Origin of the sequence: Sinorhizobium numidicum (assembly GCF_029892045.1) — a bacterium.
GTDB lineage: Bacteria > Pseudomonadota > Alphaproteobacteria > Rhizobiales > Rhizobiaceae > Sinorhizobium > Sinorhizobium numidicum.
Genome location: NZ_CP120367.1, coordinates 2,168,792 through 2,189,127 on the forward strand (window position 1 = coordinate 2,168,792; position 20,336 = coordinate 2,189,127).

Below are 20,336 nucleotides of genomic sequence, written 5' to 3' on the forward strand. Positions count from 1 at the left end.
GTAGCCTGCTTGAAAGCAGAAACTCCTGGTTCTCCAATGTATTTATTAAATCATAACTAATACAATTCTTGAAATAAATCACAGATAATATCTAAATTATTCATGGGTTGCCCCTCACATCTGGTATGTGTACGTTCACAATAACGATAAAGTCTTAGTGGAAATATAGAAAGACTATTGGTGTCCCAAGCCGACTGCGGAGGATGGCAACATGGCGACGATCGTAGGTTGGTATGGTAATGATACGTTGCGAGGCTCCGAGGAAACCGACTACATCTGGGGCCTTCCCGGTGGCGACAACATCGACGCGGGTGGCGGCGACGATTTCGTGGACGGCGGCGCCGAAAGCGACATCCTCACGAGTTCGAGCGGCTACGACCGTCTCGATGGGGGCGCAGGTGACGACCAGATCTTTCTTATCGGCACCGGCGGTGCCATCACCGGAGGTGTCGGCTACGATGGGCTGATCATCGATCTCTCCATGACGTCCGGTCGGCTGGTGTTCAACGGGGAAAGCGGTCACGGCATCATCGGATATCAGAGCGCGAACGAGCGGCACATCTTCTTCCACGATATAGAATGGCTGAGGCTCGTGGCGGGAAGCGGCGATGACCGCATCACGGGAACCGCGGCGAGCGACAGGATCTCGACCGGAGCCGGCGATGACGTAGTCGAAGCGGGAGCCGGGCAGGATATCATCACGAATACGGGCGGCCACGACCGTCTCGACGGCGGCGAGGGAAACGACCGTTTCGTCCTCGTCGGTACGGGCAGCACCGTTCTCGGCGGCAGCGGAGACGATACGCTGGTCATCGATCTCTCCGCGGCTTCGGATCAGGTGGTGTTCAACGGCGAGAACGGTCACGGCATCCTCGGATACCAGACGCCCGACGAGCGGCATCTTTTCTTCCGGCACTACGATATCGAGCGGGTCGTATTGACGACGGGAAGCGGAAACGACCGTATCCAGGGAAGCATCCTTGCCGACGTCATCCGGACGGAAGTCGGCAACGACGTCGTCGATGCCGCGGCGGGGGACGACATGATCGTCGACGGGCGCGGCGCCAACCGCCTTTTCGGCGGCGCCGGCAACGACAGCATCACGACGACGCTCTATTCCGCCGAGATCGACGGCGGGCTTGGCCAGGATTGGTTGCGGATCGAGGAAAGGGTGCGCACGAGCGACGCCACCATCGATTTTTCTGCCGGAACCGCATCCACAGGCACGGTCTTCCGCGGCATCGAGCAGGCGAGCGTCGCGCTCGGCGGCGGCAACGACACGGTGATCGCCGGCAATCTCACCTATGCTGTGGTGTACGCCGGCGCTGGCGACGACCGCCTCGTAGGCGGAGCCGGCCGCGACTCCCTCCATGGAGAAGGCGGTAACGACCGCATCGATGGCGGCGGAGGAAACGACACGATAACGACCGGCGTCGGCAACGACGTGGCCTTTGGCGGTGACGGCATGGACACGCTCGCCAACAATGGCGGCAGGGACGTCCTCGAGGGCGGCGCTGGCGACGACTGGTTCAGGGATGCCACTCCCGGCGGTGGCAGTCTGGGCGAAGGATCGCTTATGCTTGGTGGCGCCGGCAACGACACGTTTAACGCCTACTTCAGGGGAGAAGTCGATGGCGGCGAAGGGCGCGACCTGCTCCAGTTGAGCCTTGGCGCGCTTCCGGATGCGACCGATTTCGACGCGATGCGCGGAGCGACCGGGACCGGATTGACCTTTGCCGACATCGAGGACTTCAGAGTCACGACCGGGATTCAGAACGATGTGTTGCGGGGTGCCGACGGCGACGATGCCTTCTATGCGCTCAGCGGCAACGATCTTCTCGAAGGTCGTGGCGGAAACGATGAGCTACGGGGCTATTCGGACGATGACCGGCTGTTCGGCGGCGATGGCGAGGATTTTCTCGACGGCGGCCCGCAGGATGACCTGTTGAGCGGCGGCAATGGTGTCGACATCTTGGTCGGCGGCAGCGGCAAGGACACGTTTCTCTGGTCCACTGAAAGCCCCGATCAACAGGGCATCGACCGCATCCTCGACTTCGACACCGGGAGCGGCGACGTGATCGCGTTCTCTTCCGCCGCTGAGAACAATACCGGCATTCACGATTACGCCGGTTTTCTTGCAGCCTCGACCGAAACGGCGGCCGGCGTTTACGTCGCCTTCAACGGCTCCGACACGTACGGCCTACTGATAGAAGGTGTTTCGCTTGCGGCTGTCTCGGCCAACGACGTGGTCTTCGACATTGCCTGAATCCGGCGGGCGCTATCTGCTGAGCGGCTTTGCGCGGACCGGATCGCCGGGCCTCGCCTAGTTCTCCCCCGGCCTGTGGCCGCCGATCGCGCGTGTCAGCTCGTCCGCGGTTCGGCGGACGAGAGGGCCGAGTGTTTTCAACCTCTCGTCGTCGATGCGGACCGTCGGGCCGGAGATCGAGATGCCGCCGATCGCCTCGCCATATTCGTTGAACAACGGAGCGGCAACGCAGCGCATGCCGAGCGTGTGCTCCTCGTCGTCGATTGACCAGCCGCGATAGCGCGTCTCCTGGATATTCTTGATCAGCGCCGGCAGCATATCGAGCGTGCGGCCGGTGAAGCGCGTCAACGTCTTGCCGCCGAGCATCTTGGCGATCTCCGTATCCGACCAGGTCGAAAGGATCGCCTTGCCGATGCCGGAGGCGTGGATCGGGCCGCGGCGTCCCGGACGGAAGAATGCCCGCATCGGCGCATGGCTTTCGACCTGCGAGATGAACACGACGTCGCCATCATCCTCGATGCCGATATTGGCGGTCTCGCCGCTTTCATCCATCAGCCGCTTCAGGAAGGGCCGGCTGATCGTGCCGAGCTTGCGAAAGCGCAGGAAGGCATTGCCGATCTCGAATGCTTTGACCCCGATGGTCCATTCGCCCGTGTCGGGATCATGCGCGACCATGCCGTGGCTGGAAAGCGAGTTCAAAAGACGGTGGATGGTCGAAGGCGCAAGCCCGGTCTGATCCGCCAGGTCCGTCAATGTCGACCCGTCTCGCTCCGCCACCAGGCTGAAGAGCGACAGGCTGCGGTCGAGCACCTGGACGGACGAAGGCGTCGAATTGGTTCCCGCCTTGCGGCCTCTCTTGCCCTTTGTCTGCTCCACGATCGCCCAACCTCTCGATTTCTCTGGCTATGCCATAGCCGCGACGCGCGGCTTTGACCAGTGGCACATACCAAGGCTGGCGCCAGAATTTCCATATAATGATAATTAATTCCATTTTTTTGTTGACGGGGGAGAATAATGGATTACGTTTCCAATAAATAGGAGGAGCTTCCATGGCCAAGATGCGTGCTGTCGATGCAGCGGTTCATGTTCTGGAGAGGGAAGGGGTCGATTGCGCCTTCGGCGTGCCGGGAGCTGCGATCAATCCGCTCTATTCGGCGCTCAGGGCGCGCGGATCGGTCCGCCACATTCTGGCGCGCCACGTTGAAGGCGCCTCGCACATGGCGGAAGGCTACACACGGGCGAAGCACGGCAATGTCGGCGTCTGCATAGGTACGTCGGGTCCGGCCGGCACGGACATGATCACCGGCCTCTACTCGGCTTCGGCCGATTCGATCCCGATCCTCTGCATCACTGGCCAGGCGCCGAGGGCGCGCCTCGACAAGGAGGATTTCCAGGCAGTCGACATCGCCGCCATTGCCGCGCCTGTCACCAAATGGGCGGTCACCGTCATGGAGCCGGCGCTCGTTCCCTTCGTCTTTCAGAAGGCCTTCCATCTGATGCGCTCGGGCCGGCCCGGCCCCGTTCTCATCGATCTGCCGGTCGATGTTCAGCTTGCCGAGATCGAGTTCGATCCGGACATCTATATGCCGCTTGACCCCTACAAGCCCGCCGCAACCCGCGCTCAAGCCGAGAAGGCGATCGCGATGCTGAATGCGGCGGAACGGCCGCTGATCGTCGCGGGCGGCGGCATCATCAATGCGGATGCCTCGGACCTTCTGGTCGAGTTCGCCGAGATCACTGGCGTTCCGGTCATCCCGACCCTGATGGGCTGGGGCACGATCCCGGACGACCACCCGCTGATGGCCGGCATGTGCGGGCTGCAGACCTCACAGCGCTACGGCAATGCAACGATGCTCGCCTCCGATTTCGTCTTCGGCATTGGCAACCGCTGGGCCAACCGCCACACCGGCAATATTCCGACCTATACGGAAGGCCGCAAATTCATCCATGTCGACATCGAACCGACGCAGATCGGCCGCGTTTTCGCACCGGATTTCGGCATAGTCTCGGACGCCGGCGCCGCGCTCAAACTCTTCCTCGATGTCGCGACCGAGTGGAAGACCGCCGGCAAGCTGCGCGACTGGTCTGCTTGGGCGGAGGAGTGCCGCGAGCGCAAACGCACCATGCTGCGCAAGACCCATTTCGAGCAGACGCCGCTCAAACCGCAACGCGTCTACGAGGAGATGAACAAGGCCTTCGGCCGTGACACTTGCTACGTCTCGACCATCGGCCTCAGCCAGATCGCCGGCGCGCAGTTCCTGCACGTCTATAAGCCGCGCAACTGGATCAATTGCGGCCAGGCCGGCCCGCTCGGCTGGACGCTGCCGGCAGCGCTCGGCGTCCGTGCGGCCGATCCCAGCCGGCCGATCGTCGCGCTTTCCGGTGACTACGACTTCCAGTTCCTGATCGAGGAACTTGCCGTCGGAGCGCAGCACAAGCTGCCTTACCTGCATGTCGTCGTGAACAATTCCTACCTCGGCCTTATTCGCCAGGCGCAGCGCGGCTTCGACATGGACTTCGAGGTGAGCCTCGCCTTCGACAACATCAATGCGAGTGGCGACGCGGAAAAGGGCTACGGCGTCGATCACGTCGCCGTTGCGGAGGGGCTCGGCTGCAAGGCGATCCGGGTGAAGAGCCCAAACGAGTTCGCCGGTGCCTTCGAGCGGGCGCAGGCTTTGATGGATGAACACCACGTGCCGGTCGTCATCGAGTTCATTCTGGAGCGCGTCACCAACGTCGCCATGGGCGCTGACATCAACGCCGTCGTCGAGTTCGAGGAACTCGCCGAACGCGGCGAGGACGCACCGACCTCGATTGCCGCCCTGCTCGACTGAAAACCATCAGAGCGGGGTGAGGAAAACTGTACGCGGTTTTCCGCCCGCATCCGCTCCAATTTCTAAGAGGAGTAGCCCGCATGCCGAAATTTGCGGCCAACCTGACCATGCTGTTCAACGAGGCGCCGTTCCTCGATCGCTTTTCGCTCGCCGCCAATGCCGGTTTCGAAGGAGTGGAGTATCTCTTTCCCTATGAATTCGAGAAAATGGCGCTGCGCGCCGCACTCGATCGCAACGGTCTCGTCCAGGTGCTGCACAATCTGCCTGCCGGCGACTGGGCGCGCGGCGAACGGGGCATCGCCATCCTGCCGGACCGGATCGATGAATTCCGAAAGGGGGTGGCGAGCGCCATCGACTACGCGACCGCGCTCGAATGCAAGCAGGTCAACTGCCTCGTCGGTATCGCCCCGGACGGCGTCTCCGACAGCGTGCTGCGCACGACGCTGGTCGCCAATCTGAAGCTCGCCGCCGCCGAACTCGGCAAGCAAGGCATTCGCCTGCTGGTCGAGCCGATCAACCGCTTCGATATTCCCGGTTTCTACCTCAACACCGTTGAGCAGGCGGCCGCGATCATCGAGGAGGTCGGCAGCGACAACCTGTTCATCCAGTACGACCTCTACCACCAGCAGCGCACGCGGGGAGAACTGATCGGCACCTATCAGCGCTACCGCACGCAAATCGCCCACGTGCAGCTTGCCGACAATCCCGGCCGCAACGAGCCGGGCACTGGCGAGATCAACTATCCCTTCGTCTTCGACGCACTGGAAGCCGCCGGCTACGACGGCTGGATCGGTTGCGAATACAAGCCGCGCACGACCACGGCAGAGGGGCTTGGCTGGCTAGAGCGGGATGAGGAAAAGTGTGCTCGGTTTTCGGCCCGCATCCCGCTCTAACTTTTTAGAATCGATCACGTTTCACGATTTGGGTCGATCCGACCCAAATCATCGTGATCGAGGGCCGAAAACAAGCGCCGGCAACCCGCAGATGTCATTAAAATCAGGAGCTAAAGACGATGGCAACAATCGGTTTCATTGGACTGGGCATCATGGGCACGCCGATGGCGCGCCATCTGCAGGATGCCGGCCACACGGTCATCACCTCGAAATTCGTTCATCCTCCGCGCCAGGAACTTGTCGATAACGGCCTGGAAATCGTCGAGACGCCGAAGGCGCTCGCCGAGACCGTTGACACGATCATCCTGATGCTGCCGGACACGCCGGAGGTGAAGGATGTCCTCTTTGGCGAAAACGGCGTCTTCTACGGTCTCGGCACGGGCAAGCTCGTCATCGACATGAGTTCGATCTCGCCGATCGAGACGAAGGAATTTGCCAAGAAGGTCCGCGAAACCGGCGCCGAATATATGGACGCGCCTGTCTCCGGCGGCGAAGTCGGCGCCAAGAACGCCTCACTCAGCATCATGGCCGGCGGCACGCAGGAATCCTTCGAGCGCGCCCTGCCGCTCTTCAAGTTGATGGGCAAGAACATCACGCTCGTCGGCGTTTGCGGCGACGGGCAGGTAACCAAGGTCGCCAACCAGATCATCGTGGCACTGACGATCGAGGCGGTTTCCGAGGCGCTGGTGTTCGCGTCGAAGGCGGGGGCCGATCCCGCGCGGGTTCGCGAGGCGCTGATGGGCGGCTTTGCTTCCTCGCGCATTCTCGAAGTGCATGGCGAGCGCATGATAAAGCGGACCTTCGAGCCGGGCTTCCGTATTTCGCTGCACCAGAAGGATCTCAATCTAGCGCTGCAGGCAGCAAAAAGCCTCGGCATCTCGTTGCCGAACACGGCGGCTACCCAGGAGCTCTTCAACAATTGCGCCGCCAATGGCGACGCCGGCCTCGATCATTCCGGTCTCGTTCGTGCACTCGAGCGGATGGCGAACCACCAGGTGGCATGAGCATCCAGAGCATACGCTTTCCGATCGAAAGTGGATGCCGGCGGGCGGCGGGGAGGAGCCGCCGCCCGATACTTAAGCGGCGAGGGGAAGAGGTGCGGCAAGTGCAGCCCTTCAATCGCCCGCATTTCCGATCCAGGGGAGGAGCCCCAACATGGCAGTGATTGCCGAGCCGCGCGCCTTTCTCGAAACGCTATTCAATTCGGCGGTCGCGGCGGCAGATCCCGCGCGCGCCATCGCCTCCAATCTGCCTGAAAAGCCGAAGGGACGCACCGTCGTCGTCGGCGCGGGCAAGGGGGCAGCGCAGATGGCGCGCGCTTTCGAAAAGCTGTGGCCGGGGCCGCTCAGCGGTGCCGTCGTCACCCGCTACAGCTTTGGCGTCCGGTGCGAGCGTATCGAGGTACTCGAAGCCTCGCATCCACTGCCCGACGAGAGCGGATTGCGGGCTTCGAGGCGTCTTCTCGCTGAAGTCAGCGGTTTGACAGCGGATGATCTCGTCATCGCGCTTATCTGCGGCGGTGGCTCGGCGCTTCTGCCCGCGCCACCACCGGGCCTGTTGCTCGATGATGAGATCGCCGTCAACCGCGCCCTGCTTGCGTCGGGCGCGCCGATCCGCGCGATGAATGCTGTGCGTAAACACGTCTCGACCATCAAGGGCGGACGCTTGGCCGCCGCGGCCCATCCAGCAAAAGTCGTCTCCTTCATCGTCTCGGACATTCCCGGCGACGATCCGGCGCTAGTCGCCTCCGGCCCGACGATTGCCGATACGATGAACCGCGAGGACGCCTTGAAGATCATCGAGCGCTACCGGCTGACACTGCCGGAAAATGTTGTCCAGTGGCTGGAAACGGATGCGGCGAACGCGCCAAAGCCTTCCGACCCCCGCTTTGCCCAAAACGAAGTGCGGCTGATCGCATCGGCACGCGTTTCTCTGGAGGCTGCCGCCGCCAAGGTTCGTCAGGCCGGAATCGAAGCGATCATTCTCTCGGATGCGATCGAAGGGGAGGCGCGCGATGTCGGGCTGGTCCATGCCGCGATCGCCCGCGAGGTGGCCATGCATAGCCGACCATTCAAGAAACCGGTCGTCGTGCTTTCGGGCGGGGAGACCACTGTGACAGTTAGGGGCCAGGGTCGCGGCGGCCGCAACAGCGAGTTCCTGCTGTCGCTCGCGCTCGGCATAGACGGGGTCGGCGGGATTTCCGCGCTTGCCGCCGATACAGACGGGATCGACGGCTCTGAAGACAATGCCGGCGCCTTCGCGGACGAGACGACGATCGCCCGCCTTCTTCAACGGCGGCTGGACGCCGCAAGGCTGCTTGAGCGCAACGATAGCTGGGCGGCGTTCGATGCGCTCGGCGATCTCTTCAAGCCCGGACCGACCGGCACCAACGTCAATGACTTCCGGGCGATGCTGATCCAATGAACAAGCCCATACCGCCGAAGCAGAAGATGAGAGTAGAGCTGACTAAGAAAGCAGAAGCGATGAAGCCCCTATCGATCCGACCCCTTTCGCGCACCGATTTTTCGCCCTTTGGCGATGTCATCGAACTGGACGAGGCAAAGAGCTTCGCGATCAACGGTGGCAAATGCATCCGCTATCACGATCTGGCGAAGGTGGAGACCAGCGGGCCGGAAGCGCGCACTCTTGTCAGCCTGCTTCGCGGCGAGCCCTATGAGATTCCGCTGAAGTTGACGATGGTCGAGCGTCACCCCTTCGGCAGCCAGGCTTTCATACCGTTGACTGAAAACTCATTTCTCGTCGTTGTCGCACCGGACGAAGGTGGCAGGCCGGGAGAACCGATCGCCCTCGAAACAGCGCCGGGCCAAGGCGTGAACATCGCGCGAAACGTCTGGCACGGGATCCTCACGCCCCTTCATTCCGTTTCCGATTTTGTGGTTATCGATCGCGGTGGCAGCGGATCAAACCTAGAGGAATACTTCTTCAATATGCCGTATCTGGTCAGCTACGCGTGATTGCAATATTCGCATCGGTACTTGTGGCGAGCCGCTCAAGCTCTTAGGTTCCGCCCATGCGGTCCGACATCTTTTGAGCAATGCAACTATTCGCCAGAGAGCTATGGGGGGAAACCCGGTGGGGCCTGCCAACGTCGGTTGCCCTGCATCTCGCGATCGCATTCCTGTTGCTGTTTCGGTTGCCCGAAGAACCCCCTAGACCGCCGGAAGAGCGAAATATCAACGTCGAGCTCGTGCCGCCGCCGAAGCCAGAGGAGCGGCCACCGCAAAAGCGGGACAAATCAACGGCCGAGCGGCCTCGCTCCCAGCCGCAGGCGCTCGAATCCGCCTCTGCCAAGCCCAACAGGGAAAAGCCCGCGCCGCAATTGCCCCCGGCCGCGCCGAAGGGAATTGAAGGCGCGCGGCCCTCTGAGACTTCGCCTCCGCAGCCGTCGCAGACGGCCGGTGATGCAAGACCGGCACTCGCGGAACTGCGCGCGGACACGGAGCAAACAGACAAGGCGCCATCAGTCGAGAAATCCTCCGATGCGGCGTCAGCGTTGCGAGAAGCAAGCGCCGGCGACAAAAAGCCGCTCCCTAAGGTGGAGAAGATGGACAACGCGCCGGAACCTGCCGGCGTCAAACTCGAGCGGCAATCGAGCGAACTCGTGGCTGCGCGAGAGCTCTATTCAGAAGACAGCTTGTCCGATCCGCATGTGAGGCAGGCAATCGGCCAGCTTCCGCCTAAAAAGCGCATCCTTCAGTTGTGCAGCATCGAGGCGCTGGAGCAGGTTCGCCGCCAAAGACCCGGTGCCTATCCGGACATGCTTGTCCCCTACGGTCCCTCGGGCGGGTTCATCTCGAAGTCCGCGCTCAAGGCCAACGGCGGTGCGTTCCGCAGCCAGGCGAAATGGTACGACATCGACTTCAGATGCGAAGTCGATACCGACAAGCTATCGGTCGTATCCTTCAGCTTCGCAATCGGCAACCTCGTGCCGAGCGACCAGTGGAACGCGCGGCGATTACCGACCAACTAGCGCGGCCAGACCATAAATTGCCTATACATCAGAGCGGAGGATGGAATGGAAGTAGAGCATCGTTGGCTGAACGAACCGGCAAGCTGGCGGGGCGATCGAAGCGCCTTGTCGCTGAAGACCGATCGCAATACCGATTTCTGGCGAGAAACCTTCTACGGCTTCGTCCGCGACAGCGGCCACGCCTATCTTCAACCGGTCTCCGGAGATTTCACCGCCTCGGCGACAGTTACCGGTGCCTATGAAGAGCTCTATGATCAGGCCGGATTGATGCTGCGGCTTGATGAGCGCAACTGGATCAAGTGCGGCATCGAATATACCGACGGGCTGATGCACTTCAGCGTGGTCGTTACGCGCGGCCTTTCGGATTGGTCGGTCATCCCGCTTCCCGACGCTCGTGCCGCCGATCCCCTTCAGGTGCGTCTGACGCGGCATGGCGATGCGGTGCGGGTCCAGTTCCGATTCGGAGAGGGCCGGTGGCAGATGGCGCGTCTCTGCCCGTTTTCCGCAGCCGATGCCGAAGTCGGCGTCATGGCGTGCTCGCCGGAGCGCGCGGGGTTCGAAGCGAGCTTCCACGATATCACGGTCGGTCCGCCGATTGCCCGTGCGCTGCACGAAGATTGAGCGCCACCACGTCCGTCTGGGACAGGGTCATGAACGCACGAACCGCCGGACATGATGCGGCGGTGCAGATGATCGATACGTCCATTGTCAGGGCGCGTCAGCTTGCATCAATCCGGCTGCGGCTACGCATTAATGAGCCCGCGCCCTAGGCGATTGCGCGCGGCGTGAGGCTTATAGGTCGGCAGGACTCCCGGATCATCAGGCGTCCCTGGAGCACGAGCTTGCGTGGTGCCTCGGAGCTTCTTCCCGAAAGGCGGTCGAGGATGAGTTGCGCTGCCTGCTCACCGATCGCCTGGACCGGCTGGGCGATCGTCGTCAGGTGCGGCTGAAAGACATCGGCCCAAGGGAAGTCATCGAAGCTCGCGACGGATACGTCGTCGGGGCAGCGCAGGCCGATATCGCGGATCGCCTTCATCACGCCGATGACCATCAGATTGTTGGCGGAGAAAATCGCGGTCGGCCGTTTCGCGCTGGTGAGCAGTTGCATCGTCGCCGTGTAGGCGTCCTTCTCGCGGAAATTGCCGATCCGCACTAGATCTTCCTCGTAAGGCAATCCTGTCGCTTCGAGGGCCGCCCTGTAGCCGGAAAGACGCTCACGTCCGGTCGAGGTATCGAGCGATCCGGAAATATAGCCGATGCGCCGATGTCCTAGGCCAAGCATATAAACCGTCGCGTCCAAAACGGCGCGGCGGTTGTCGAGCACGACCGCATCGGTGTGGATACCGTCACAGAGCCTATCGATCAGCACCGTCGGCAGATTGGCACTGGCAAGTATTCGCTTCAGCGTTTCGTCATCGCCTGCGGGCGCGACGATCAGCCCGTCCACGCTTCGATCGATCAGAAGCGCGATCTGCTCGTCCTGCATGGCAACGTCTTCGTCATTGCAGCAGAGCATCACCGCGTAGCCGGCGCGGTGGAGTACGTCCTGAATTACCGCCACAACATCGGTGAAAAAGGGGTTGGTAATGTCGGCGACCATCAGGCCTACCGTGCGCGTGGTGCCGAGTTTGAGACTGCGGGCGATCGCATTGCGTTTGTAGCCAATCAGTTGGATCGCCTGCTCGATGCGGCCGCGCAGTTCGGGGCTGACGGGCGCCGAGCCATTGATCACGGCCGAAACCGTGGCCACCGAAACGCTGGCCGCCTTGGCGACGTCGAGCATCGTCGGTGCACTGGATTTACGTGAGGTTCGACGCTTCTGCATTTCCGTGTCAAAACGTTTCGATGAATTCCATGCCAAACTCTATTTGAACGAAAGAGATTAGGCAATAAGGCTGGAAAGGCAGGGCGTTTCACAGCTTGACATGCTCTAAACGTTTCGAATAGGGTGCCCAAAACAAAGAATTATCGTCAGATGTCGGTGGTAGGGAGGCCGCCAATATCATGCGCGATGATATTCCGACGTCATCTCATCAAGCCTTTGTTGCGGCCGACGGGCGCGCGATCCTGACGGCCGAAGCGATTTCCAAGTCCTTCGGCGGCATCGCTGCGCTGAAAGAGGTACGGTTCGATCTGCGCGCCGGCGAAATCCATGCGCTGATGGGCGAAAACGGTGCCGGCAAGTCAACGCTGATGAAGATTCTCTCGGGCGTCTATACCGACTACGACGGGACCGTCCGTGTCGATGGAGGACCGGTCTACTTCTCGAACGTTCGCGACGCCGAGGCGGCCGGGATTGCCATCATTCATCAGGAGCTCAATCTCGTTCCGGAGCTCAGCATTGCCGATAACATCTTTCTCGGTCGCGAGCGGGTGATCGCCGGGCTTTTCCTGGACCGCAAGGCGAGCCTCCATGCGGCGCGTTTGCTGCTCAATCGTCTTGGCATTGAACTCGACCCCGAAGCGCGCGTCAGTCAACTGAGAGTGGGCGAGCAGCAGCTCGTCGAGATCGCCAAGGCCCTGTCGCTTCAGGCCCGCATTCTGATCATGGACGAGCCGACCTCGGCACTTTCGCCCGGCGAATGCCAACGGCTTTTCAAGATCATGCGGCAACTCGCCGGCGATGGCGTCGGTATCGTCTACATTTCCCACCGGATCGACGAGGTGATGCATCTCAGTGACCGGATTACGGTCTTTCGCGACGGCAAGCATGTCTGGACCCGCCCAATTGCCGATCTCGATGAAGACGCCGTTATTGCAGCGATGGTCGGCCGCAACCTCCTCGACGTGGAGCGGCCGGGGCGCTCACCGGGTGGCGAGGCCGTCCTTTCCGTCAAAGACCTTTCGCTTTCGACGGCTGCGCGGCATGGCTGGCGCGACGTTTTGAAGGGCGTCAGCTTCGACGTTCGTGCAGGGGAAATCCTCGGCATCGGCGGGTTGCTCGGGGCGGGGCGCACGGAAATCCTGGAGACGATCTTCGGCTCGAGCGAGGGCCGTCGTGGCGGCGAGATACGTCTCAACGGCGTACCGGTCGACATCCGTTCCCCGCTCGATGCGCGCCGGCTCGGCATTGCGCTGGTGACGGAGGATCGTAAGACGAAGGGTTTGCATCTTCATGATTCGATTACGGACAACGTCGCCTTGCCGCTGGTCAACCGGATCGCTCGCTTCGGCTTGCGTTCCTTCGACGCGGAGAGTTCCCTTGCAAGAAAGGCCGTCGAGATGCTCGGGGTGCGTTGCGGGGGCACCGATCAGCAGACCGGAACGCTCTCGGGTGGCAATCAGCAGAAGGTAGTGATCGGCAAATGGTTGGCCACCGGTCCGCGCGTCCTCCTTCTCGATGAACCGACACGCGGCATCGATGTCGGCGCGAAGCGCGAGATCTACGATCTTATTTTCAAGCTCGCCGGCGAAGGCTTGGCAATCGTCGTGGTGAGTTCCGAATTGCCGGAGCTGTTGCATCTCGCGGATCGTATTCTCGTGATGGCCGAGGGGCGGCAGACCGGACTTATCTCCCGTGAGGAGGCGAGCGAGGAGCGTATCATGCAACTTGCCGCTCCGCGGGGCAGCGCGCGTGGAAAGGCCGTTGCATGACATTATTGAAAGCTCTCTCGCGCACCAAACTCTATTGGGGGCTGATCGCCATCTTTCTGATCGGCGTTCTCTCCTCGCCGATGACGTCGTCGGGCAGGAACATTTTCTTGTCGTCCGGAAACCTGCTCGACGTGTTGCGGCAGGTCTCGACCACCGGGTTGGTCGCCACCGGCATGACGGCCGTCATTCTCACCGGCGGCATCGACCTCTCCGTCGGCTCGCTGATGGCAATCTGCAGTGTCGTCTGTGCCATGCTGCTGACCGTCCCCGGCGAGACGCCGGCGGTATTCCTCGGCCTTCCCGCCGTCGGGCTCGCGTCGCTTCTCATCGGTGCGGTTGCCGTGCGCTTCGCCTTTCTCAACATCGAAAAATCGCGGGCGGGCGAAAACAGTATTCGCGACGTGCATCTCGATCGCACACGTGGCACCGTCTTGCCGGCCCTTGCGGGTGTCGGCCTCTGCGTGCTGGTCTTGAGTTTCCTGCTGCCGCAGGTGCAGACGAAATTCGGCGTTCTCGGCGTGCTGCTCGTGGCACCTGCAGTGGGCTTGCTCTTCGGAGCAATCAACGGCGCGATCATCGTTGTCGGGAGACTCCAGCCCTTCATCGTCACCCTTGCGATGATGGTAACCGCGCTCGGGATCGCCCGCCTCACCGCCGGCCAGAACAACGCAGTCCTGCCGGTCTATACCGGCAGCAACGCCACCGCCGATTTCGACATGCTTCGTCAGCTTGTGTTCGGCATCGTTCCGATGCCGGGCATCTTCTTCATCGCCGCAATCCTTATTTACGGCGCGGTGCTGCGCTTCACGCCCTTCGGCCGCTACGTCTATGCGATCGGCGGAAATGAGGAGGCCGCGCGGCTCTCCGGCATCAATGCCGGGCGGGTGAAGATCGCCACCTATGCGATCTCGGGCCTGCTCGCTGGCATCGCCGCGGTGCTCTACGTGGCGCAGTACCGCCAGGGGAAGCCGGACGCGGGCGCGGGGCTGGAACTCGATGCGATCGCCGCCGTGGTGATCGGCGGCACGAGCCTGATGGGAGGGCGTGGAAGCCTTGCCGGTACGTTTTGCGGCGTCCTGATCTTTGGCCTGCTCTCGAACATCCTGCAGCTTCACAACATCAATTCCAATCTTCAGCTGGTGCTGAAGGGCGTGATCATCATCGGCACGGTGCTCGTTCAGGAGCGCAACGCCTACGATATCCTCGCCCATTTGCGCCTGCCGCATACAAGCCGCCGCGCGGCCGAGAGGGAAACGTCCGCCGAGAAGCGGCCGTCAAGAGAGACCTTGTCTCTAACAATGGGAGGAAAAGAAGAATGAAACGCCGTGACATCATGAAACTGACCGCCGTTGCTGCCGTTCTTGCCACAACGACCGCCCTTTTGCCCGCCGGGGAAGTAATGGCCCAGGAGAAGAAATGGCGTATCGGCTTCAGCCAGGCGACAACGATCGAGCCTTGGCGCGCCCAGTTCAACAAGGACATTATCGCCGAAGCGGCAAAGCATCCGGAAGTCGAGCTCATCATAACGGACGGTGAGGACAAGACTGAGAAGCAGGTAGCCGACGTCGAGAACCTCATACGCCAAGAGGTCGATGCATTGCTTGTGTCGCCGAAGGAGTCTGCCGGGCTTACCGGCGTCGTCCAGCAGGCGATTGACGCCAAGATCCCGGTTTTCGTCCTCGACCGCAACGTCGACACCGACCAGTACACCCAGTTCGTCGGCGGCGACAACAAGCTGATCGGCCGGGCAGCCGGCGAGTATGCTGTGGAGCTTTTGGGCGGCAAGGGCAAGGCTCAGGGCAATATCGTCGAGATATGGGGCGGCATGGGGACCCAGCCTGCGCATGACCGTCACGACGGTTTCCACGAATTCACCGACAAGGAGCCAGGCATCAAGCATCTGCTCGATCAGCAGTCCGGTGACTGGAAGCAGGACCAGGCCTACAACATCATGGCGACCGCCTTGCGCAACAATGAGAAGATCGATCTGGTCTACGGCCACAACGATCCCATGGCCTACGGCGCCTATCTGGCGGCAAAGGATGCCGGGCGCGAGAAGGAGATGAAGTTCATCGGCATCGACGCGTTGCCGAACGAAGGAGTGACCTGGGTCAACAACGGCGAACTGACCGCGACCTTCCTCTATGCGACCCCCGGCGCCGAGGGTTTGCGTCAGGCGGTCAAGTTCCTGAATGGGGAAAAAGTCGAGAAGACCGTCACACTCGACACGATGAAGGTCACCAAGGAGAACGCCGCTGAGATCCTGAAGGAGAAGGGTCTGTAATATCAGCCAACCGGTGGGTGGCGGATCTGGCGGACCATCCGCCGCCCACTCGGCCGTTGCGACGAGTTAGCGCATCATCGCCAATGCTGCGGTGAAGAAATCGTCGCCGCCGAAGTTGCCGGATTTCAGTGCCAGCAGCATGTCTCCCTGCGGATTGCCGATGGTTCTGAGCACCGGCACGCCGGGCGCGATCTCCGGGCCGATCAGGAAAGCAGGTATGGCAAGCCGGTCGACCGCCGCGCCGGACGTCTCGCCGCCTGCGACGACGAGGCGCCTGACGCCTCGCGCCACGAGTTCACTGGCGATGGTCGCAGTCGCGGATTCAATGGCGTGACCGGACGCCTCCCGCCCATGTCGCGCTTGCAGCCGCGAAACCACCTCGGGTGAGGCGCTTGCGGCCACAACGACCGGGCCGGTGGAAATCCGCTCGCCAGCCCATGAAATCGCCGCGGCAATCTCGTCAGATCCGGCCAGGAGTTTTTCCGGGTCCAGTCGCAAAACGGGCATAGACTGCTCGGCGATGTCGAGCTGCCTGAGCGTCGCTGCCGAGCAGCTGCCGGCAACGATCGCAGCGAGGCCTCCGACGGGACGCATGGCATCGGTAGTGCCGGCGCCTGCGGACGACGCGCGGCCTGATCGCGCGAGCGCGCGTGCAAGACCGAGGCCAAGGCCGGACGCTCCGGTGGATACCGGTGTTTGCAGTGCCACTTCACCCAGCGTTTCGAGATCGCGCTCGAAGATTGCGTCAGCGATCGCGGCGCTTACGCCGGCGGCGCGTAGCGCATCGAGCCGCGCCTTCACCGCACTCGGTCCTGCCGTCACCGTTGCCAAATCGATAAGCCCGACGGCACCGCGCGATTGTCGGGCCATGACGCGGACCAGATTGGCATCGTGCATCGGGTTGAGCGGATGGTCTTTCAGTGGGCTTTCGTTGAGCGGCTGACCGGCGACGAAAAGATGGCCGAGATAGACGGTGCGTCCGGTTTCGGGAAAAGCGGGGGTGACGAGCACGGTGGCGCCGCCTGCAGCCTGGCACAGCGCCTCCGTTACCGGGCCGATGTTGCCTTGATCGGTGCAATCGAAGGTCGAACAGATCTTGTAGAGCACGTGGCCCGCCCCGCGGCCGCGTAGCCATTCTTCGGCCTTGGTGGCCGCGTCGACGGCCTCGTCGGCAGCGACCGAACGAATTTTCAAGGAGACGACCACCGCGTCGACATCCGGCAGTGCGAGAGAGGGATCGGGAATGCCGATCGTCTGTACGGTGGCGAGCCCGTTTTTCGTCAACGTGTTGGCGAGGTCGGAGGCGCCGGTGTAATCGTCGGCGATCGATCCTAGCAAGATGGGCATCGGCTAACTCCGCGCAAAAGGTTTGAACCAGTTAAGACCGTCGAGCGTGCGCCCCCGCGGCGTGTATTCGCAGCCGACGAAACCGCCGTAACCGAGCCGGTCGATCTCTGCGAATAGATAGGGATAGTTCAATTCTTCGTCATCCGGCTCATGGCGTGACGGCACGCTGGCGATCTGGATATGGCCGGTTATCGGCAACAGGCGGCGGAGTGCCATCGCCACGTCGCCATGCATGATCTGACGGTGATAGATATCGAACTGGAGCTTCACGTTTGCCAGGCCGAGTTCTGTGATCAGCCGCTCGGCGGCGCCGAAATCATTGAGGAAATAGCCTGGCATGTTCCGTGCGTTGATGGGCTCGAGCAAAAGATCGATGCCCTTGTCGGCCAACCGCTCGGCGGTATAGGCGACAGAGCGGCGATAGCAGGACGCAGCCTCCGGGTCGGAAGGATCGGCAAGGCCAGCCATCAAATGCAGCCGCTTGACGCCCGTCGCTGCGGCATAATCCAGCGCCTGCTCGACGTCCGCTTTCAACCCATCAAAGCGTCCGGGAAGGGCCGCGATGCCGCGTTCGCCCGCGGCCCATTCGCCTGGCGGCAGGTTGAACAATGCCTGCTGAAGGTTGTTGCGGGCAAGCCGGTCGGCGATTACCTCTGGTGGCGCTTCATAAGGGAAAAGATATTCGACGGCCGTAAAACCGGCCTCCGTTGCGGCGTCGAAGCGGTCAAGGAACGACCATTCGTTGAACATCATTGTCAGATTGGCGGCAAAAACGGGCATGGGTCGTCCTCTACGCCTGCTGCGGCTCTTTGTTCATCCCGGGCAATTCTACGCCGGAGAGCTGAGCATAGAGGCGCGCGAGGGAAGAATCGTCGTCGCGGCCCATGCCGGCACCGGAAGCGGCCAGATACATCTGCAAAGCGGCTGCCACGAGCGGCACAGGATAACGCTCCGAACGGGCCATGTCCTGAACGATGCCGAGGTCTTTGACGAAAATCTCGATGGCGCTGAGCGGCGTATAATCTCCCGCGAGCACATGCGGGATACGATTTTCGAACATCCAGGAATTGCCGGCCGAGGCCGTGATCACCTCATAGACTTTCTGAAGATCGAGCCCCTGCTTGGCAGCGAAGCTTATGGCCTCGCAGGCAGCAGCGATATGCACGCCGGCGAGAAGCTGATTGATCATCTTGAAGGCCGCGCCGATGCCTGCGGCGTCGCCGAGTTCGTAGACCTTGGCGGCCATGGCGTCGAGTGCCGGGCGGGCTGCGGCAAAGGCTTGCCTGGAGCCCGAAGCCATGATCGTCAGCTCGCCCTTTGCCGCTCTGGCTGTGCCGCCGGAGATCGGCGCGTCGAGGTAGTGGAGGCCGAGCGGTTCCAGCCGCTCAGCCAGGCTGCGCGCGATCGCCGGGTCCATGGTTGCCGACGACACGAAGACAGCGCCGGGCTTCATCGCCGTCGCGATGCCGTCGGAGCCGAAGAGGACGGCCTCGGTCTGCGCCCCGGTCACGACGACTGAAACAACGATATCGGCATCCTGCACGGTCTCTTTGAGGGTCGCCGCGCCTCGGCCGCCGTCCGCAACGAAGCGGTCCACGGTCGCCTTGGTGATGTCGTAGCCGACAACGTCGAGGCCGGCGCGCTTCATCGACTGAGCCATGCCAAACCCCATGGAGCCGAGGCCGATCACGGCCGCCACTGCCGAAGGCCTCGGATTTTCAACTTGTACCGACATGACGGCAATCTCCAATCTGATGGGACGGGGTTGCCCTCCGGACGTCCGCCGGAGAGGCATAGTTCTAGCGGTTGACCGTCTTGCCGGGAACCGCCAGCACGGCGAGCGCGCCGACGAGCAGGACCGCGGCCAGGAAATACATGCCCGCACTGTTGCTGCCGGTGAAGTCCTTCAGGTAGCCGACCATGAACGGCCCGAGAAAGCCGGCGAGATTGCCGACCGAGTTGATCCAGGCAATGCCGGCGGCAGCGCCGGTGCCGGCGAGGAAGGCTGTCGGCAGGGACCAGAAGAGCGGTGCGCAACTGATGGCGCCGGCCGCGGCCAGCGAGAGGCAGGCGATAGCGACTGTCGTGCTCGTCGCCATCGTCGCAGCGACGAACCCGCCGGCGGCGATGACCGCCGGGACGACGAGGTGCCAACGCCGTTCGCGCAACCGGTCCGACGAGCGACCAAGCGCCAGCATGGCAATGAAGGTGCAGATATAGGGGACCGCGGACACCAGGCCGATCTGCAGGTTTCCCGCCACGCCCGATGCCTTCACCATCGTCGGCATCCAGAAATTCAAGCCATATTGTCCGAGCACGAAGCAGAAGTAGATGAGGCACATCAGCCACACGCGCGGATCGGCCAGCGTTGCGCCAATGCTGTGCGGGCTCGAGGTCTTGGCCCTGTTCTCAGCGCTGATGTTCACCGCCAGCACGTTCTTCTCCTCATCCGTCAGCCACTTTGCGTCTTTGATCCTATCATCGAGATAGAAGAGCGTGACAATGCCGAGAAGAATGGCAGGAATTGCTTCAATCAGGAACATCCATTGCCAGCCCGACAGGCCATGGGTTCCGTGGAAGCTGTCGATAAGCAGGCCGGAAAGCGGATTACCAAAGATCGCTGAGATCGGGATTGCAGACATGAAGGTGGTGATGATCTTGGCGCGCCGATGCGCCGGGTACCAGGACGTCAGATAGAGAATGATCCCCGGGAAAAAACCGGCCTCGGCGATCCCGAGCAGGAAGCGCAGAATGTAGAATACCGTTTCTGACGAGGTGAACATGAAGGCGGCGGAGATGAGCCCCCATGTTATCATGATGCGTGCGATCCACACGCGAGCGCCGACCTTGTTCAGGATGACGTTGCTCGGCACTTCGAAAAGAAAATATCCAATGAAGAATATGCCGGCGCCGATGCCATAGGCCGCTTCCGAGAGGCCGAGTTCGCTTGACATCTGCAGCTTGGCAAAGCCGACATTGACGCGGTCCAGATAGGCGACCACGTAGCACAGCATCAGGAATGGAACGATTCGCCAGAAAACTTTGGCGTAAGCGCGGTCCTCCATCGCCCGTTCGAGATATGCGCCCTCGGCTGGCGCCTGCGTTTGCAGCGTCATGATTTTCCTCC

17 protein-coding genes are annotated in these 20,336 nt (G+C 61.9%); 11 read left to right on the forward strand and 6 right to left on the reverse strand.

Annotated elements, in window-relative coordinates; genetic code table 11:
• Nucleotides 1-211: 211 nt before the first annotated feature.
• A complete protein-coding gene (locus PYH37_RS10285) occupies nt 212-2,266 on the forward strand; it encodes an SMc04171 family calcium-binding repeat protein (RefSeq protein ID WP_280731321.1) in 2,055 nt (684 codons plus the stop codon).
• 57 nt (nt 2,267-2,323) lie between these two features.
• Here the strand turns inward: PYH37_RS10285 and PYH37_RS10290 are convergent, their stop codons facing one another.
• Entirely contained in the window at nt 2,324-3,142 is an 819-nt protein-coding gene (locus tag PYH37_RS10290; protein WP_280731322.1) for an IclR family transcriptional regulator, read from the reverse strand.
• 173 nt (nt 3,143-3,315) lie between these two features.
• Between PYH37_RS10290 and gcl the strand changes: the two genes are divergently transcribed.
• From gcl to PYH37_RS10325, 7 genes are all read left to right on the forward strand, one after another.
• A complete protein-coding gene (gcl, locus tag PYH37_RS10295; protein ID WP_280731323.1) occupies nt 3,316-5,100 on the forward strand; it encodes a glyoxylate carboligase in 1,785 nt (594 codons plus the stop codon).
• Between the two features lie 80 nt (nt 5,101-5,180).
• Nucleotides 5,181-5,993, forward strand: a complete 813-nt coding sequence (gene hyi, locus PYH37_RS10300; RefSeq protein ID WP_280731324.1) for a hydroxypyruvate isomerase — start codon at nt 5,181-5,183, stop codon at nt 5,991-5,993.
• Nucleotides 5,994-6,112: 119 nt separating this feature from the next.
• Nucleotides 6,113-6,997 (forward strand): 2-hydroxy-3-oxopropionate reductase, encoded by an 885-nt coding sequence (locus PYH37_RS10305; RefSeq protein WP_280731325.1) that lies wholly within the window; start codon nt 6,113-6,115, stop codon nt 6,995-6,997.
• 151 nt (nt 6,998-7,148) lie between these two features.
• Complete coding sequence (locus tag PYH37_RS10310; protein WP_280731326.1) at nt 7,149-8,417, forward strand: glycerate kinase type-2 family protein; 1,269 nt, start codon at nt 7,149-7,151, stop codon at nt 8,415-8,417.
• Nucleotides 8,418-8,476: 59 nt separating this feature from the next.
• Nucleotides 8,477-8,968: an ureidoglycolate lyase gene (locus tag PYH37_RS10315; protein ID WP_280732469.1), complete on the forward strand. Its 492-nt coding sequence runs from the start codon at nt 8,477-8,479 to the stop codon at nt 8,966-8,968.
• An 80-nt stretch (nt 8,969-9,048) separates the two neighbouring features.
• Nucleotides 9,049-9,984 carry a DUF930 domain-containing protein gene (locus PYH37_RS10320; RefSeq protein WP_280731327.1) on the forward strand — a complete coding sequence of 312 codons (936 nt, stop codon included), beginning with the start codon at nt 9,049-9,051 and terminating at the stop codon, nt 9,982-9,984.
• A 45-nt stretch (nt 9,985-10,029) separates the two neighbouring features.
• Nucleotides 10,030-10,605: a DUF1349 domain-containing protein gene (locus PYH37_RS10325; protein ID WP_280731328.1), complete on the forward strand. Its 576-nt coding sequence runs from the start codon at nt 10,030-10,032 to the stop codon at nt 10,603-10,605.
• Nucleotides 10,606-10,750: 145 nt separating this feature from the next.
• Here PYH37_RS10325 and PYH37_RS10335 read toward each other — a convergent pair whose 3' ends face one another.
• Complete coding sequence (locus PYH37_RS10335; RefSeq protein ID WP_280732470.1) at nt 10,751-11,767, reverse strand: LacI family DNA-binding transcriptional regulator; 1,017 nt, start codon at nt 11,765-11,767, stop codon at nt 10,751-10,753.
• Nucleotides 11,768-11,988: 221 nt separating this feature from the next.
• On the opposite strand from PYH37_RS10335, the gene PYH37_RS10340 reads away from it, so the two are divergent.
• Genes PYH37_RS10340 through PYH37_RS10350 form a run of 3 tightly spaced genes read left to right on the forward strand, consistent with a single transcriptional unit; the run spans nt 11,989 to nt 15,862 of the window.
• A complete protein-coding gene (locus PYH37_RS10340; protein WP_280731329.1) occupies nt 11,989-13,578 on the forward strand; it encodes a sugar ABC transporter ATP-binding protein in 1,590 nt (529 codons plus the stop codon).
• Complete coding sequence (locus PYH37_RS10345; RefSeq protein WP_280731330.1) at nt 13,575-14,897, forward strand: ABC transporter permease; 1,323 nt, start codon at nt 13,575-13,577, stop codon at nt 14,895-14,897. Before PYH37_RS10340 ends, PYH37_RS10345 begins: the two co-directional genes overlap by 4 nt.
• Nucleotides 14,894-15,862, forward strand: a complete 969-nt coding sequence (locus PYH37_RS10350; protein WP_280731331.1) for a substrate-binding domain-containing protein — start codon at nt 14,894-14,896, stop codon at nt 15,860-15,862. The genes PYH37_RS10345 and PYH37_RS10350 overlap by 4 nt, the downstream gene beginning before the upstream one ends.
• Before the next feature lie 66 nt (nt 15,863-15,928).
• On the opposite strand, the gene otnK is transcribed toward PYH37_RS10350, so the two are convergent.
• The 4 genes from otnK to PYH37_RS10370 form a co-directional block, all read right to left on the reverse strand.
• A complete protein-coding gene (otnK, locus tag PYH37_RS10355) occupies nt 15,929-17,209 on the reverse strand; it encodes a 3-oxo-tetronate kinase (RefSeq protein ID WP_280731332.1) in 1,281 nt (426 codons plus the stop codon).
• A 3-nt stretch (nt 17,210-17,212) separates the two neighbouring features.
• A complete protein-coding gene (otnI, locus tag PYH37_RS10360) occupies nt 17,213-17,989 on the reverse strand; it encodes a 2-oxo-tetronate isomerase (protein ID WP_280731333.1) in 777 nt (258 codons plus the stop codon).
• Between the two features lie 10 nt (nt 17,990-17,999).
• Nucleotides 18,000-18,944, reverse strand: coding sequence for an L-threonate dehydrogenase (gene ltnD, locus PYH37_RS10365; protein ID WP_280731334.1), 945 nt, complete (start codon nt 18,942-18,944; stop codon nt 18,000-18,002).
• Nucleotides 18,945-19,008: 64 nt separating this feature from the next.
• Nucleotides 19,009-20,325: an MFS transporter gene (locus PYH37_RS10370; protein ID WP_280731335.1), complete on the reverse strand. Its 1,317-nt coding sequence runs from the start codon at nt 20,323-20,325 to the stop codon at nt 19,009-19,011.
• Nucleotides 20,326-20,336: the final 11 nt, after the last annotated feature.